Annotated in this window: 15 protein-coding genes; 14 read left to right on the top strand and 1 reads right to left on the bottom strand. The window is 69.9% G+C overall.

Translation table 11 applies throughout. From position 1 onward, the window contains the following. Positions 1-9 precede the first annotated feature (9 nt). The 4 genes from nusA (at position 10) to rbfA (ending at position 4,901) form a co-directional block, all read left to right on the top strand. Complete coding sequence (gene nusA, locus AC4PMY_RS15520) at positions 10-1,011, top strand: transcription termination factor NusA (protein WP_491623146.1); 1,002 nt, start codon at positions 10-12, stop codon at positions 1,009-1,011. A gap of 5 nt (positions 1,012-1,016) precedes the next feature. Next, the gene (locus AC4PMY_RS15515) at positions 1,017-1,286 is read left to right on the top strand and encodes a YlxR family protein (RefSeq protein WP_064295349.1); all 270 of its coding nucleotides are present in this window, start codon (positions 1,017-1,019) and stop codon (positions 1,284-1,286) included. A 350-nt stretch (positions 1,287-1,636) separates the two neighbouring features. After that, entirely contained in the window at positions 1,637-4,345 is a 2,709-nt protein-coding gene (infB, locus tag AC4PMY_RS15510) for a translation initiation factor IF-2 (RefSeq protein WP_071262343.1), read from the top strand. 118 nt (positions 4,346-4,463) lie between these two features. Next, positions 4,464-4,901 (top strand): 30S ribosome-binding factor RbfA, encoded by a 438-nt coding sequence (gene rbfA, locus AC4PMY_RS15505; RefSeq protein ID WP_064294508.1) that lies wholly within the window; start codon positions 4,464-4,466, stop codon positions 4,899-4,901. A gap of 157 nt (positions 4,902-5,058) precedes the next feature. Here the strand turns inward: rbfA and AC4PMY_RS15500 are convergent, their stop codons facing one another. After that, positions 5,059-5,943 carry an HhH-GPD family protein gene (locus AC4PMY_RS15500; protein WP_491623145.1) on the bottom strand — a complete coding sequence of 295 codons (885 nt, stop codon included), beginning with the start codon at positions 5,941-5,943 and terminating at the stop codon, positions 5,059-5,061. A 38-nt stretch (positions 5,944-5,981) separates the two neighbouring features. Between AC4PMY_RS15500 and AC4PMY_RS15495 the strand changes: the two genes are divergently transcribed. The 10 genes from AC4PMY_RS15495 (at position 5,982) to AC4PMY_RS15450 (ending at position 15,228) form a co-directional block, all read left to right on the top strand. Next, entirely contained in the window at positions 5,982-6,656 is a 675-nt protein-coding gene (locus AC4PMY_RS15495; protein WP_491623144.1) for a nucleoside/nucleotide kinase family protein, read from the top strand. Positions 6,657-6,720: 64 nt separating this feature from the next. Further along, positions 6,721-7,656, top strand: coding sequence for a tRNA pseudouridine(55) synthase TruB (truB, locus tag AC4PMY_RS15490; RefSeq protein WP_491623143.1), 936 nt, complete (start codon positions 6,721-6,723; stop codon positions 7,654-7,656). Then, positions 7,653-8,021, top strand: a complete 369-nt coding sequence (locus AC4PMY_RS15485; RefSeq protein ID WP_064294504.1) for a hypothetical protein — start codon at positions 7,653-7,655, stop codon at positions 8,019-8,021. The genes truB and AC4PMY_RS15485 overlap by 4 nt, the downstream gene beginning before the upstream one ends. 102 nt (positions 8,022-8,123) lie before the next feature. Next, complete coding sequence (locus tag AC4PMY_RS15480; RefSeq protein WP_071262340.1) at positions 8,124-8,543, top strand: hypothetical protein; 420 nt, start codon at positions 8,124-8,126, stop codon at positions 8,541-8,543. Then, the gene (locus AC4PMY_RS15475; RefSeq protein ID WP_491623142.1) at positions 8,540-9,472 is read left to right on the top strand and encodes a bifunctional riboflavin kinase/FAD synthetase; all 933 of its coding nucleotides are present in this window, start codon (positions 8,540-8,542) and stop codon (positions 9,470-9,472) included. Before AC4PMY_RS15480 ends, AC4PMY_RS15475 begins: the two co-directional genes overlap by 4 nt. After that, the gene (locus AC4PMY_RS15470; RefSeq protein WP_071262339.1) at positions 9,472-10,701 is read left to right on the top strand and encodes an MFS transporter; all 1,230 of its coding nucleotides are present in this window, start codon (positions 9,472-9,474) and stop codon (positions 10,699-10,701) included. Before AC4PMY_RS15475 ends, AC4PMY_RS15470 begins: the two co-directional genes overlap by 1 nt. Before the next feature lie 146 nt (positions 10,702-10,847). Continuing rightward, entirely contained in the window at positions 10,848-11,849 is a 1,002-nt protein-coding gene (locus AC4PMY_RS15465; protein ID WP_083397443.1) for a sugar-binding transcriptional regulator, read from the top strand. Next, on the top strand, positions 11,846-12,868 hold the full coding sequence (gene deoC, locus AC4PMY_RS15460) for a deoxyribose-phosphate aldolase (protein WP_491623141.1): 1,023 nt from the start codon (positions 11,846-11,848) through the stop codon (positions 12,866-12,868). The genes AC4PMY_RS15465 and deoC overlap by 4 nt, the downstream gene beginning before the upstream one ends. 6 nt (positions 12,869-12,874) lie before the next feature. Next, positions 12,875-14,371 (top strand): aldehyde dehydrogenase family protein, encoded by a 1,497-nt coding sequence (locus tag AC4PMY_RS15455; RefSeq protein ID WP_079002725.1) that lies wholly within the window; start codon positions 12,875-12,877, stop codon positions 14,369-14,371. Continuing rightward, positions 14,368-15,228 (top strand): aldehyde dehydrogenase family protein, encoded by an 861-nt coding sequence (locus AC4PMY_RS15450; protein WP_121291777.1) that lies wholly within the window; start codon positions 14,368-14,370, stop codon positions 15,226-15,228. The genes AC4PMY_RS15455 and AC4PMY_RS15450 overlap by 4 nt, the downstream gene beginning before the upstream one ends. Positions 15,229-15,300: the final 72 nt, after the last annotated feature.

Genomic DNA, 15,300 nt, shown 5'->3' with positions numbered 1-15,300 from the left:
AGGCCATCGATGGACATCGATCTCGGTTTGTTGAAGTCGATCGAACGCGAGAAGGAGATCCCGCTCGAGGAGCTCGTCGTGATCATCGAGCAGGCCATCCTGAGTGCGTACCTGAAGAGCACCGAGGGTACCGACACCACCGCACGCGGCGACGTCCCGGCGGCCCGCGTCCACCTCGACCGCAAGACCGGCCACGTCGGGGTGTTCGTGCCCGAGTTCGACGACGAGGGCGTCCTGATCGGGGAGGCCGAGAGCACGCCGGACGACTTCGGCCGCATCGCCGCCTTCGCCGCGAAGCAGGTCATCTTCCAGCGACTCCGCGACATCCAGGACGACGCCGTTCTCGGTGAGTTCAAGGGCCGCGAGGGCGACATCATCGCGGGCGTCATCCAGCAGGGCCCGAACCCGCGCATGATCCACGTCGACCTCGGCACCATCGAGGCGATCCTTCCGCCCGAGGAGCAGGTGGCCGGTGAGGAGTACCCGCACGGTGCGCGCATCCGCGTGTACGTGACGAGCGTGACGAAGGGCCTCAAGGGTCCGCAGATCACCGTCTCGCGCACCCACCCCGGACTCGTACGGAAGCTGTTCGCGTTGGAGGTCCCGGAGATCGCGTCCGGCATCGTCGAGATCGTCTCACTCGCTCGCGAGGCCGGACACCGGACCAAGATCGCGGTGAAGGCGAACGACCCGAGCATCAACGCCAAGGGCGCCTGCATCGGTGAGCTCGGGCGTCGCGTCCGCGCGGTCACCGACGAGCTGGGTGCCGAGAAGATCGACATCGTCGACTACTCGCCCGATCTGCCGACGTTCGTCGCGAACGCGCTCTCCCCGGCCAAGGTCACGAGCTCGTACGTCATCGACCAGTCGCTCAAGGCCGTCCGGGCGCTCGTGCCGGACTACCAGCTGTCGCTCGCGATCGGCAAGGAGGGGCAGAACGCCCGTCTCTCCGCCAAGCTCACCGGCGCCAAGATCGACATCCAGCCGGACTCGATCCTCGAATCGGACTGAGCCGGATGGAACCGGTGCGGACCTGCGTCGGCTGTCGCCGTCGCGAGCCGCGCTCGGCACTGCTGCGCGTCGTCGCGGTCGAAGGGGCGCTCGTCCCCGACGCCGCGGCGCGCCTGCCGGGTCGCGGATCCTGGGTGCACCCGACGTCGGCGTGCGTCGACCAGGCGGTGCAGCGTCGGGCGTTTACGAGGGCGCTCAGATTGCATGCGGGACCCGACCCGTCGGCGGTCCAGGCCTTCGTGTCGACGGAACCGGCCGCGCCGACGGCTGAATGACGTCGTCGGGCTCGAACGACCCGCTCACGACCCGGTGGTGAGCCCGCACCCAGGGTCGGGGTGTACGATGGTGAGTGCACGCGAGAGCGCTCCGGCGCACACCGTGCTTCCCACCGCAGGTATCATGCCCGGATCCCGGGCCTCCATCCTGCTGCCGCCCCACCCGGGTGCGGCATTCCGAGAGAACAGGCTGAACGGCTAATGGACAACTCATGAGCGGCTCGAAATGAGCACCGTCCACCACTAACGCTTGCCCCTGCCTGGGTGCAAGCTCAGACAGGAGAATTGTGGCTGCAAAACCACGTGTACACGAGATCGCATCCGAACTCGGAGTAGACAGCAAGATCGCCATGGCGAAGCTCAAGGAATTGGGCGAGTTCGTCAAGGGACCGTCTTCCAGTATCGAACCACCGGTGGCCCGCAAGCTGCGCGCCGCCCTCGAGGCCGAGGGCGCGAAGGCGTCAGCCGCCCCCGCAGCCCCGGCGAAGCGTCCGGCCACGCCCGGCGCTCCGACCCCGGGCCCAGCAGCGCCCAAGGCTCCGGCCCCCGCGGCACCCGCCCCCAAGGCTGAGGCGCCCGCTGCGCCTGCGCCGAAGCAGGCATCCCCAGGCCCGAAGGCTCCGGCCGCTCCCGCTCCCGCCCCCGCGGAGGCACCAGCTGCCGCTGCTCCGGCGGCACCGTCCGCACCCGCGGCTCCGGCCGCCGGCGACTCGCCCTCCGGCGACGCCGCGAAGCCGGGCGGCCCCCGTCCCGGTGCTCCGCGTCCGGGGAACAACCCGTTCGCGTCCTCGCAGGGCATGGGCCAGCGCCCCACCGGCACGCCGCGTCCGGGGAACAACCCGTTCGCAGCGGCTCAGGGCATGGGTCAGCGTCCGAACCCCAGCAACATCCCGCGTCCGCAGGCTCCGCGCCCCGGCTCGCCCCGTCCGGGCGTCGGCCAGGGTCAGCGTCCCGGTGGCCCCGGTCGTCCGGGTGGCGCAGGTCGTCCCGCCGGCGGCGGCGGCTTCCGTCCCGGTGGTGCCGGTGGTGGCTTCCGTCCCGGCGGTGCCCCCGGTGGTGCACCCGCCGGTGGATTCGCCGGTCGCCCTGGTGGCGGCGGCGGTCGTGGTCGCGGACCCGGCGGTGGTACCGCAGGTGCCTTCGGTCGTGGTGGCGGCAAGAGCAAGGCACGCAAGTCGAAGCGGACGAAGAGGGCCGAATTCGAGCTGCGGGAAGCCCCGTCGCTCGGCGGCGTGAGCGTCCCCCGCGGCGATGGCAACACCATCATCCGTCTGCGTCGTGGCGCGTCCATCTCGGACTTCGCCGACAAGATCGACGCCAGCCCCGGCAACCTCGTCACCGTGCTGTTCCACCTCGGTGAGATGGCGACGGCGACGGAGTCGCTCGACGAGGCGACCTTCGACGTGCTCGGTTCCGAGCTCGGCTACAAGATCCAGATGGTCTCGCCCGAGGACGAGGACCGGGAGCTCCTCGAGGGCTTCGACATCGACCTCGACCAGGAGCTGGAGGACGAGTCCGACGAGGACCTCGCCATCCGTCCCCCCGTGGTCACCGTCATGGGTCACGTCGACCACGGTAAGACGCGCCTCCTCGACGCCATCCGCAATGCGAACGTCGTCGCCGGCGAGGCCGGTGGCATCACGCAGCACATCGGTGCGTACCAGGTCGTCGCTGAGCACGAGGGCATCGAGCGTCCGATCACCTTCATCGACACCCCGGGTCACGAGGCGTTCACCGCCATGCGTGCTCGTGGTGCGCAGGTCACCGACATCGCGATCCTGGTGGTCGCGGCGGACGACGGCATCATGCCGCAGACGGTCGAGGCCTTGAACCACGCGCAGGCGGCCAACGTGCCGATCGTCGTCGCGGTCAACAAGGTGGACAAGCCCGACGCCAACCCGGCCAAGGTGCGCCAGCAGCTGACCGAGTACGGCCTCGTCGCCGAGGAGTACGGCGGAGACGTCATGTTCGTCGACGTCTCGGCTCGTGCCGGCACCGGCATCAAGGACCTCCTCGACGCCGTGCTGCTCACCGCGGACGCCGGTCTCGACCTGCGCGCCAACCCGAACAAGGATGCACGCGGTGTGGCCATCGAGGCCAAGCTCGACAAGGGCCGCGGTTCCGTCGCGACCGTCCTCATCCAGTCGGGTACCCTCCGCGTCGGTGACGCGATCGTCGCCGGTACGGCGTACGGCCGCGTCCGTGCGATGGTCGACGAGAACGGCGACACCGTCTCCGAGGCGGGTCCCTCGCGTCCCGTCCAGGTGCAGGGCCTCTCGAGTGTTCCTCGGGCAGGCGACACCTTCCTCGTCACCGAGGAGGACCGCACCGCGCGTCAGATCGCCGAGAAGCGTGAAGCTGCGGAGCGCAACGCCGCTCTGGCCAAGGCCCGCAAGCGCATCTCGCTCGAGGACTTCACCCGTGCACTCGAAGAGGGCAAGGTCGAGGCGCTCAACCTCATCATCAAGGGTGACGTCTCCGGTGCCGTCGAGGCACTCGAGGAGTCGCTGCTCAAGATCGACGTCGACGACAGCGTCCAGCTGCGGATCATCCACCGCGGTGTCGGTGCGGTCACCGAGTCCGACGTCAACCTCGCCACGATCGACAACGCGATCATCATCGGGTTCAACGTGCGCCCCGACCCGAAGGCGCGCGAGCGCGCGGCCCGTGAGGGTGTGGACGTCCGCTTCTACTCGGTCATCTACAACGCACTCGAGGACGTCGAGCAGAGCCTCACCGGCATGCTCAAGCCCGAGTACGAAGAGGTCCAGTCCGGTGTCGCCGAGATCCGCGAGGTGTTCCGTTCCTCCAAGTTCGGCAACATCGCGGGTGTCATCGTCCGCTCGGGCACGATCACGAGGAACGCCAAGGCGCGGGTCATCCGCGACGGCGTCGTGGTCGGCGACAGCCTGGCGATCGAATCGCTGCGTCGGTTCAAGGACGACGTCACCGAGGTGCGTACGGACTTCGAGGCCGGTATCGGTCTCGGTAAGTTCAACGACATCCAGATCGGCGACGAGATCGAGACGATCGAAATGAAGGAGAAGCCGCGCGGCTAGTCCGCTCGGCCGGTCCCCGTCGTCCTCCTCCGGGAGGGCGGCGGGGATTCCTGCTTGTATTGTGTGTGCAGCATCCGTCGGGCGGCCCTCCGCCCGGCGGTCATCAGAGGAGGACGAGATGGCAGAGAACCCCAGGGCCCGCAAGTTGGCGGACCGCATCAAGGAAGTCATCGCCAAACGGCTCGACAAGGGCATCCGCGACCCGCGGCTCGGCTTCGTGACGATCACCGACGTACAGGTGACCGGCGACCTCCAGCACGCGAACGTGTTCTACACGGTGTACGGCTCCGACGAGGAACGCGCCGACACCTCGGCCGCGCTCGAGTCCGCCAAGGGCCTGTTGCGTGCCGAGATCGGCCGCAACATCAACACCCGGCTGACGCCGAGCCTCGACTTCTTCCTGGACGCGATCCCGGAGAACGCGCAGCACATCGAAGACCTGCTGCGCGAGGCGAAGAACCGCGACACCGAGGTGGCCGGGCTTGCCGCCGGTGCCGCCTACGCCGGCGACGAGGATCCCTACGTGAAGCCGCGCGAGGTCGACGCCGAGGACTAGACACCTCGCACCACCCTTCGACAGGCTCAGGGACCGGGTCGCTTCGTCCGGTCGCTGAGCCTGTCGACGTGCGCTCTTCGACAAGCTCAGGGACCCTGAGTGGGGCCCAGGGACCGCGAATGGGGCTCGAGGACCGCGGGCGGGGCTGAGAGGCCGGTCAGTCGTGGGGGAGTGCGTATCCGCCGTCGACGCGCACCGCGAGGCGGTCGGTGACCAGTCCGGCGAGTGCGCGGTCGAACTGCTCGCCGTCGGGCCAGAGCGTCCGGAGTTCCTCGTCCGTCAGGGAGCGGTGGGTCGAGCGGAGCTCGGCCATGATGATGCCCCGGACCTGTCGGTCGCTGCCCGCGAACTGCTTCTGCTTCGTCTTGACCGGTCCGTCGTAGGCCGGATATCCCGCTGCGCGCCAGGCGCACACCTCGCGGAGTGGACACTCCTCGCACCGCGGTGCCCGAGCGGTGCAGACCACCGCGCCGATCTCCATCATCCCGGCGTTGAAGACGGCTGCCTCCGAGCGGGACTCCGGCAGGAGCGCCTCCATCGCTGGGAGGTCCGCCTTGGCGTTCGGCGGCCCGGGCTCGCCGTGGCCGCGGACGACTCGGGCGATGACCCGTCGGGTGTTCGTGTCCACCACCGGGTGCCGGTCCCCGTAGGCGAAGACGGCGACGGCGCGAGCGGTGTAGTCGCCGATGCCGGTGAGCGCCAGGAGCTGATCCACGTCCGACGGGACGATGCCGTCGTGTCGTTCGGCGATCTGGGTGGCCGCCGCATGGAGCCAGAGCGCTCGGCGCGGATAGCCGAGCCGGCCCCAGGCACGGACGGCTTCTGCCGGTGGTTCGGCCGCCAGGTCGGCGGGCGTTGGCCAGCGCCCGAGCCAATCCTCGAGCCGCGGGATCACCCGGCTGACCTGCGTCTGCTGGAGCATGAACTCCGACACGAGCGTGCCCCAGGCGGGGAACCCCGGGCGTCGCCACGGGAGGTCGCGCGCGTTGATGCGGAACCATCCCGTCACGAGCGGGGCGAGGTCGGAGGGTTCGGGCGGCACCGCACCAGCCTACGATCCGCGCGGGTAGGCTCGGCGCCATGAAGCTCGTCACGACACCACGGATCGAGTTGCTCCGGCAGCTGCGAGACCAGTTCCAGCGGGACTACCCACGAGGCCGCACCCTCATCGCGGTGGACGGCGTCAGCGGCTCAGGGACGGCGGCGTTCGCCGATGGATTGGCCGAGGTGTTCGACGAGGCCGGGCGCGCGGTGTTCCGCGCCTCGATCGATGACTTCCACCGTCCTCGCGAGGAGCGGTACGCGCGGGGGCGGGACTCGGCCGAGGGGTACTGGCTCGACTCGTTCGACTACTCGCTGTTCCGCCGGGTGCTCGTCGAGCCCTTCCGCCTGGCGGGCAGCGCCGGCTTCCAGCTCGTCGGGTTCGACGAGCAGCGCGACGTCGGCGCTCCTTTGCGTTGGACGACCGGCCCGCAGGACGCCGTCCTCATCGTCGACGGCGTCTTCCTGAACCGTCCCGAGCTCCGCGGCCTCTGGCATGCGTCGGTCTGGCTCGACGTCCCGATGGCGACGGCCTACGAGCGGCTGCACGAGCGCCTCGGCGTCGACGTCGACCCGATGGTGCCTTCCAACGCGCGCTACGTGGGCGGGCAGGCGCTCTACCGCAAGGACGACGACCCGACCGCGCGGGCGACCGCCCTCGTGGACAACACGGACGAGCGGCACCCACGGCGGATCTTCGCCGACTTCTGCTGAGCGCCGCCGCCCAGATGTGCTCCGGCCGCCCGGCGGTGCCGACCGCCGCTGGTACCGTTGCAAGGTGGTCGAGAACAGCACAGCAGCACCCGGGTCGGCGTCCGCCCGTCCCGGTATCCTCCTCATCGACAAGCCGCAGGGGCACACCTCCCACGACGCGGTCGCCCGGGTGCGGCGGCTCGCCGGCACGCGCAAGGTGGGGCATGCGGGAACGCTCGACCCCATGGCCACCGGGCTGCTCGTGCTGGGTACGCGCTCGTCGACCCGTCTGCTGACCTTCATCGTCGGTCTCGACAAGGAGTACACGGCGACCATCCGCCTCGGCGAGGCGACCTCCACCGACGACGCCGAAGGTGAGGTCACCGAGCGCGCCGACCAGGCCGCAGTGGCTGCCGTGGACGACGACGCGATCATCGCCGCGATCCGTCCGCTGACGGGCGACATCGAGCAGGTGCCGAGCACGGTGAGCGCCATCAAGGTGGGCGGGAAGCGCGCCTACGCCCTGGCCCGCGAGGGGATCGAGGTGGAGCTGAAGTCCCGTGCGGTCACGGTCAGCGCGTTCGACGTGCTGGCCATCCGTCGGGATGGCGCGGCGATCGACGTCGACGTCCGGGTCGTCTGCTCCTCCGGCACCTACATCCGCGCCCTCGCCCGCGACCTGGGGGCGGCCCTCGGCGTCGGCGGCCATCTCACCGCGCTTCGCCGGACCCGGATCGGACCCTTCGACGTCACGGACGCATCGACGATCGACGACCTCGACGTTGAGACGGCGCTGTTGCACCCGGCCGACGTCGCGAAGCGCCTGTTCGGTGCCCTCGAGCTCACGGAGCAGGAGGCGGTCGACCTCGGCCACGGGAAGCGGCTCGACCGCGACCTGCCGGCCGGCCACACCGGTCCGATCGCCGCCGTCGCGCCGGACGGCCGACTGGTGGGGCTCGTCGAGCGCCGTGGCGGCTCGCTCAAGTCGGTCGTGAACTTCCCGGCGGAGGAACCGGCATGATCGAGTGGTTCACCCTCGCCCAGATCGCGGTCGCGGTCGTGGCCGGGCTCCTCTGCATCGTGCTCGGGTTCGCCGGGCGCGCGCCGAACGACCTGACGATGGGGGCGACGGCACTCGTCGAGGTCCTCCTCATCGCGCAGCTGGTGGTGGCGATCGCCGCGCCCGCGTTCGGGAACACCGCCACCGGGAGTGTGCCCGAGTTCTACACCTACCTCGTCTCCGCGATGATCCTGCCGATCGCCGGCGGATTCTGGGCGCTCGTCGAACGCACCCGATGGTCGACGGTCGTCCTCGGCGTCGTCTGTCTCGCGATCGCGGTGATGCTCTACCGCATGGAGCAGATCTGGACCGTCCAGCTCGGCTGAACGTCGGCGCACCGACGGCGGTGGAGGACGACGGCACCGCAGCTCGCGTGACGGTCGTGAAGTGCCGGGGCGAGGGCCCGCGTCGCATAGAATCGTCGGGTCATGCCTCTCCCCACCACCGCTCCAGCCCGTCCACGCGTCCGTGGTGTCGGGGTCGTCCTCGTCGCCGTCTACGGCATCCTGGCGCTCGCCGCCACCGGCCGGTCCGTGGTGCAGATCACGACCAAGTTCGACCAGGCGCCCCTGGCGTATGTGCTCTCGGCCGTCGCTGCCGTGGTGTACATCCTGGCGACCGTCTCGCTCGTCGCACCTGGCGCCGTCTGGCGGCGGATCGCATGGGCCACGATCTCCTTCGAGCTCGCCGGGGTGCTGATCGTCGGCTTGCTGAGCCTGCTCGACCCAGAACTCTTCCCCCACGACACGGTCTGGTCCGGCTTCGGCCGCGGTTATGTCTACATCCCGCTCGTCCTCCCTGTCCTCGGACTGTGGTGGTTGGCCGGACATCGGCGTACCGGCAAATGATCACGTTCACCGAGCTCGACCAGGTCCCTGACGCCTTCGGACCGTCGGCCGTCACCATCGGCAAGTTCGACGGCGTCCACACGGGTCACCGCGCGGTCGTCGCCGCGCTCCTCGAGGAGGCCGCGGCAGCCGGTCTCAGCTCCGTCGCCGTCACCTTCGACCGCAACCCGCTGAGCCTCATCAACCCAGACCGCTGCCCGGCGTCGCTCGTGAGCAACGAGCAGAAGCTCGGTCTCCTGGCGGACGCCGGGGTCGACGCGGCCCTGCTGCTGCGCTTCAACCAGACACTGGCCCAGCTCACGCCCGAGGAGTTCGTCACCTCGATCCTCGTCGGAGCGTTGCACGCCAAGACGGTGCTCGTCGGCGAGGACTTCCGCTTCGGCCATCGCGGCCTCGGCACGGTCGCCACGCTGGAGTCGTTCGGTGAGGTCTACGGCTTCTCCGTGCGCGTCGTGGACGACGTCCGTCCCGGCGGCGGGCGTCGGGTGTCGTCCACCTGGATCCGCGAACTCCTCGAGGAGGGTGACGTCCGCGAGGCGTCGCGGCTCCTCGGTCGTCCGCCCGGCGTGCGGGGTGTCGTCGTCCACGGCGCCAAGCGTGGCCGGGAACTCGGCTTTCCGACCGCCAACCTGTCTCCCGATTCGCAGGGTCTGATCCCCGCGGACGGCGTGTACGCGGGTTGGTTGTTCTGGCGTGGACGTCGGTATCCAGCGGCGATCTCGGTCGGGAACAACCCGACCTTCGACGGCGTCCCGCAGAAGCAGGTCGAGGCCTACGTCCTCGACGAGACCGATCTCGACCTCTACGACGACGAGGTCGAGGTGCAGTTCGTCGAGCGCATCCGCGGCATGGTCGCGTTCACCGGGATCGAGCCGCTCATCGTGCAGATGACCGACGACGTCGAGCGCGCGCGCCGGATGCTGTCCTAGTGGGTCCGCGGCCCCTGTGGCGGGGGAGGGCCCTCGCGCTCGTCGGTATCGTGCTGGTCGCGGCGAACCTCCGAACGGCCGTCACCTCGCTGTCGCCGATCTACGCCGAGATCGACGGTGACATCGGCGTGGGGTCGGTGGGGCTGGGACTCCTCGGGATGCTGCCGCCACTGTGCTTCGCCCTCTTCGGCGTCTTCACCCCGCGACTCGTGCGTCGGCTGCACCTCGAACCGGTGCTGCTCATCGCGCTCGGGTCGATCGTCGCTGGGCACGTCATGCGCTCGCTCGCCCCCGACTTCGCCGTCCTCGCGATCGGGAGCGCGCTCTGCTTCGCCGGCATCGGCATCGGCAACGTCGTGCTCCCACCGCTGGTCAAGAAGTACTTCCCCGACCGCGTCGGCCTCGTCACCTCCCTCTACGCGACGGTCCTGTCGGTCAGCACGTTCATCCCGCCGCTGATCGCCGTACCGGTCGCCGACGCGGCGGGGTGGCAGGTGTCCCTCGGTGTGTGGTCCATCGTCGCCATGCTCGCCGTGCTGCCCTGGATCACGCTCATCGTCCGAGAGCGTCGGGATGCCCGGGCCGCCGCCGCGACGGACCCCGAGATCGAGGAGGTGCCTCGCGCCGGACGCGTCCTCGTCCATCGATCGCCGATCGCGTGGGCCATCGCGGCGGTCTTCGCCACCTCCTCGCTGAACGCCTACGCGATGTTCACCTGGCTCCCCACCATCGTCGGTGACGTCGCCGGCGTCACCCCGACCCAGGGTGGCCTGCTGCTCTCGCTCTTCTCCGCGATGGGTGTCCCGGCGAGCCTGATCGTCCCGATGCTCGTCGCGAGGCTGCGGAACGTCGCCGTCCTCGTCTACGTCGCGAGCGCGTGCTTCGTGCTCGGCTATCTCGGACTGCTCCTGTGGCCGGCGACGCTCACGTGGCTGTGGGTGCTGCTGGCCGGCCTCGGCCCGCTGCTGTTCCCGCTCGCCCTCGTCCTCATCAACCTGCGGACGGCGACCCACGAGGGCGCGGTCGCCCTGAGCGGCTTCGTGCAGAGCGTCGGCTACACCCTCGGCGCACTCGGCCCCCTGGTCGTGAGCCTGCTGCACGCCGTGACCGGATCGTGGACCGTCCCGTTGCTGCTCCTCCTGGCCACGGGCGCGCTGTGCGCCATCGCCGGCCGCATCACCGGCCGACCGACGACGATCGAGGCGGACCTCGCAGCACGCGGTCGCTGACCGGTCTGGTCCGGTCCTCCTGACGGATCCCCGGCGGCGATGCGCATCCGCGCACCGGCCGCTGCTCATCTGAGCATGGGTGCCAACAGACGTTGTCCGGGTGGTGGTGGCGTCCTAGGCTGGAGACGATCCGGAGGAGGCCCGAGGTGATCGAAAGCGACGAGCTGCTCGCGGTACGCGCCGCGGAGCTGTACTACGACGAGACGAAGACCCAGGACGAGATCGGCGCGCTGCTCGGCATCACGCGGTGGAAGGTCGGTCGTCTCCTCGCCCAAGCCCGTGAACTCGGCTACATCCGCATCGAGATCGTGCACCCGCGCGCACGCCGCCTCCCGCTCGAACGGGCGCTCCGCGAGCGCTTCGGACTCGCGGACGCGGTCGTCGTGCCGAGCCCGAGCGACAGTGCCGACCTCCACGAACGCGTTGCGCGCGCGGCGGCCGACTACCTCGGCGCCATGCGACCGGTGCCGCGGACGCTCGGTGTGAGCTGGGGGAGGACGCTGCGCGACATCGCCGACCACCTGTCCGACGGCTGGGCGACGGGGCTCTCCGTCGTGCAGATCAACGGCGGCGTGAGCCTCAACCAGCGCGTCGGCACCGCGGCCGCCACGGCTGCACGGATCGCCGAGAAGGGCCGTGGCGACGTCACCCTGCTCCCGAGCCCGGCGATCTTCGAGCGCCTGGAGACGAAGCTGAGCATCGAGTCGGACCGCACGGTCGCGGAGGTGCTCCGCACGGCCGCAGCGGCCGACACCTACCTGTACGGTGCCGGTGTGGCCGGGCCGGACTCCGCCCTCGTCCACAGCGGGTACCTCACGGCCGCGGACGTCGACGTCCTGGTCGCACGCGGTGCCGTCGGCGACGTCGTCGGGCGCTACATCGACGCCGAGGGCATGATCGTCGACCCCACACTGGACGAACGCACCGTCGGGCTCGGACTCGAAGCGCTCCGACGTGCCGGTCGCAGCATCGCGGTCATCGCCGGAGCCCAGAAGCACGCCGTCGCGAGGGCCGTCGTCAGCAGCGGCCTCTGCACCGTGCTCGTCACCGACGAGGCGACCGCGACGGCACTCCTCGCCGACCACGAACCATCATCCGCGAAGCAGCACACCCCGGAGCAGGAACTGCTCGGAAGGAACGCACCATGACCACTCCACCAGGCGACCTCGTGGCGAAGCCGACGGCGCTCGAACTCGTCGACGGCCCCGTCACCGACGCCAGCCTCAGACGCTACCTCGACGGCCTCGCGGGCGTCGACGCCGTCGGGCTCGAACAGCGCGCAGCGGACCTCGGTACGCGCTCGATCAAAACGACGTCGAAGGCCTGGGCCCTCGACCGCATCATCGAACTCATCGACCTCACCACCCTCGAGGGCGCCGACACCCCCGGCAAGGTGCGCTCCCTCGTGGCCAAGGCCATCACCCCGGACGCCGGGGATCCGTCCACTCCGCGCGTCGCCGCGGTCTGCGTCTACGGCGACATGGTGCCGTACGCCGTCGAGGCGCTCGGCGCGGCGCACACGCAGCCGGGTGCGGGACCAGACGCCGGCGGGATCAACGTCGCTGCGGTCGCCACGGCCTTCCCGAGCGGACGCGCCTCCCTCGCAGTCAAGCTGGCGGACACGGCCGACGCCGTCGACGCCGGAGCGGACGAGATCGACATGGTCATCGACCGGGGTGCGTTCCTCTCCGGCCGGTACGGCCAGGTCTTCGACGAGATCGTCGCGGTCAAGGAGGCCTGCCGACGCAGCGACGGCTCCTCGGCCCACCTCAAGGTCATCCTCGAGACCGGCGAGCTGACCACCTACGACAACGTGAAGCGCGCCTCGTGGCTCGCCATCCTCGCGGGCGGCGACTTCATCAAGACGTCCACCGGCAAGGTCACGCCCGCCGCGACCCTCCCGGTCACCCTCCTCATGCTCGAGGTCGTCCGGGACTGGCATCGCCTCACCGGAGAGCAGATCGGCGTGAAGCCCGCCGGCGGCATCCGTTCCTCGAAGGACGCGATCAAGTACCTCGTGACCGTCGCCGAGACGGTCGGCGAGGAGTGGCTCCAGCCGCACCTGTTCCGCTTCGGTGCCTCGAGCCTCCTCAACGACGTGCTCCTGCAGCGTCAGAAACTCACCACCGGCCACTACTCCGGCCCCGACTACGTCACCATCGACTAGGACATCATGAGCTTCCTCGAATACGCACCAGCCCCGGAGTCGACCTCCGTCCTCCACCTCCGTTCCGAATACGGCCTCTTCATCGACGGCGAGTTCACCGAGGGCACCGGTGGCTCCTTCCAGACGATCTCGCCGAGCACCGAGCAGTCGATCGCGACGATCTCCGCGGCGAGTGACGCCGACGTCGATCGCGCCGTCACCGCCGCGCGGCGTGCCTACGACCGCGTCTGGTCGAAGCTGTCGGGCGCCGACCGCGGCAAGTACCTCTTCCGCATCGCGCGCCTCGTCCAGGAGCGTGCCCGCGAGCTCGCCGTGGCGGAGAGCCTCGACAACGGCAAGCCGATCAAGGAGTCCCGCGACGTCGACGTCCCACTCGTCGCTGCCTGGTTCTTCTACTACGCCGGTTGGGCCGACAAGCTCGACTACGCGGGCCTCGGCGCGAACCCCCGTGCCCTCGGCGTGGCCGGACAGGTCATCCCGTGGAACTTCCCGCTCCTCATGCTCGCGTGGAAGGTCGCACCGGCGCTCGCCGCCGGCAACACGGTCGTCATCAAGCCGGCCGAGACCACGCCGCTCACGGCGCTCATCTTCGCCGAGATCCTCCAGCAGGCCGAGCTGCCGGCCGGTGTCGTGAACATCGTCACGGGTGCCGGAGCGACCGGGGCGGCGATCGTGCGTCACCCCGACGTCGACAAGGTCGCCTTCACCGGGTCGACCGCCGTCGGGCGCGAGATCGCGAAGACCATCGCCGGCAGCGACAAGCGCCTGACGCTCGAGCTCGGTGGCAAGGCGGCGAACATCGTGTTCGACGACGCCCCGATCGACCAGGCCATCGAAGGCATCGTCAACGGCATCTTCTTCAACCAGGGTCACGTCTGCTGCGCCGGATCCCGGCTCCTCGTCCAGGAGAGCATCCACGACGAGGTCGTCGACCGCTTGAAGAGCCGTCTGCAGACGCTGCGCGTCGGCGACCCGCTCGACAAGAACACGGATGTCGGCGCGATCAACTCGGCCGAGCAGTTGGCCCGCATCCGCGAGCTCTCGGACATCGGTGAGCTCGAAGGCGCCGAACGGTGGAGCCCGGACTGCGAGCTGCCCGAGAACGGGTTCTGGTTCGCGCCGACGATCTTCACGAACGTGTCCACCAGTCACCGGATCGCCCGCGAGGAGATCTTCGGTCCGGTCCTGTCGGTGATGTCCTTCCGGACGCCCGCGGAGGCCATCGCGAAGGCGAACAACACCCCGTACGGTCTCTCCGCGGGTATCTGGAGCGACAAGGGCAGCCGGATCCTCGCGGTCGCGGACAAGCTCCGCGCCGGCGTCATCTGGGCGAACACCTTCAACCGGTTCGATCCGGCCAGCCCGTTCGGCGGGTACCAGGAGTCGGGTTACGGCCGCGAGGGTGGTCGCCACGGGCTCGGTGCCTACCTCGCGCCGGCCGGATCATCGGCCGCCGCCACCGTCGCGCCGTCCACGAGCACCACGAAGGAGGAGCAGCGATGAGCCGGCTCACCATCCCGAAGACCTACAAGCTCGCCATCGGCGGCAAGTTCCCACGCAGCGAATCCGGAAGGACGTACGAGGTGACGAACGCCAAGGGGGAGTTCCTCGCGAACGCATCGCTCGCCTCGCGGAAGGACGCCCGCGACGCGGTCGTCGCCGCACGATCGGCACTCGCCGGTTGGTCGGGTGCCACCGCCTACAACCGTGGCCAGGTGCTCTACCGCATCGCCGAGCTGCTCGAGGGTCGGCGGGCGCAGTTCATCGAAGAGATCGTCCAGGCCGAGGGCGTCTCGCAGGCGAAGGCCGCGGCACAGGTCGACGAGGCCATCGACCTCTGGGTCTGGTACGCGGGCTGGGCGGACAAGTACGTCCAGGTGGTCGGGGGAGCGAACCCCGTCTCCGGTCCGTACTTCAACCTCTCGGTTCCGGAGCCGACGGGCGTCGTCGCGCTCATCGCGCCGCAGGACTCGTCGCTCCTCGGATTCGTGAGCGTCGTCGCTCCAGCGCTGGTCGCGGGGAACACGGTCGTCGTGATCGCGAGCGAGCGCCTGCCGCTCTCCTCGATCAGCCTCGCGGAGGTGCTCGCCACGAGTGACGTCCCCGGCGGCGTCGTGAACGTGCTGACCGGATCGCCGGCCGAGATGGCTCCGTGGCTCGCATCGCACGCCGACGTCAACGCGATCGACCTCGCCGGCGCCGGAGCACTCGACTGGGTCGAGCTCGAGGTCCTCGCGGCCGAGACGCTCAAGCGCGTGGTCCGTCCAAGCGGTGCCAGCGGTCCGGTTCCGGCGAGCCTCGACCGCATCACCGCGTTCACCGAGGTGAAGACCGTCTGGCACACGAAGGCGCTCCTCTAGCGGCCTGCAGCACCCGCGTGGTGCTTGCACAGCGGCGCCCGGCTGTACAGCCGGGCGCCGCTGTCGTCGACG

It is taken from the genome of Plantibacter sp. MDV22-iso1 (genome assembly GCF_058408345.1).
The sequence above is the reverse complement of the archived record's forward strand: the minus strand, read 5'-3'. Positions and strand labels throughout refer to the sequence as shown.

What these genes read in the sequence shown, in the direction of transcription:
- AC4PMY_RS15480 (WP_071262340.1), top strand. Translation starts at nt 8,124, where the DNA reads ATGCCTCTCCCCACCACCGCTCCAGCCCGTCCACGCGTCCGTGGTGTC.
- rbfA (WP_064294508.1), top strand. Translation starts at nt 4,464, where the DNA reads ATGGCAGAGAACCCCAGGGCCCGCAAGTTGGCGGACCGCATCAAGGAA.
- AC4PMY_RS15495 (WP_491623144.1), top strand. Translation starts at nt 5,982, where the DNA reads ATGAAGCTCGTCACGACACCACGGATCGAGTTGCTCCGGCAGCTGCGA.
- AC4PMY_RS15455 (WP_079002725.1), top strand. Translation starts at nt 12,875, where the DNA reads ATGAGCTTCCTCGAATACGCACCAGCCCCGGAGTCGACCTCCGTCCTC.
- AC4PMY_RS15450 (WP_121291777.1), top strand. Translation starts at nt 14,368, where the DNA reads ATGAGCCGGCTCACCATCCCGAAGACCTACAAGCTCGCCATCGGCGGC.
- deoC (WP_491623141.1), top strand. Translation starts at nt 11,846, where the DNA reads ATGACCACTCCACCAGGCGACCTCGTGGCGAAGCCGACGGCGCTCGAA.
- infB (WP_071262343.1), top strand. Translation starts at nt 1,637, where the DNA reads ATGGCGAAGCTCAAGGAATTGGGCGAGTTCGTCAAGGGACCGTCTTCC.
- AC4PMY_RS15485 (WP_064294504.1), top strand. Translation starts at nt 7,653, where the DNA reads ATGATCGAGTGGTTCACCCTCGCCCAGATCGCGGTCGCGGTCGTGGCC.
- nusA (WP_491623146.1), top strand. Translation starts at nt 10, where the DNA reads ATGGACATCGATCTCGGTTTGTTGAAGTCGATCGAACGCGAGAAGGAG.
- AC4PMY_RS15515 (WP_064295349.1), top strand. Translation starts at nt 1,017, where the DNA reads ATGGAACCGGTGCGGACCTGCGTCGGCTGTCGCCGTCGCGAGCCGCGC.
- AC4PMY_RS15475 (WP_491623142.1), top strand. Translation starts at nt 8,540, where the DNA reads ATGATCACGTTCACCGAGCTCGACCAGGTCCCTGACGCCTTCGGACCG.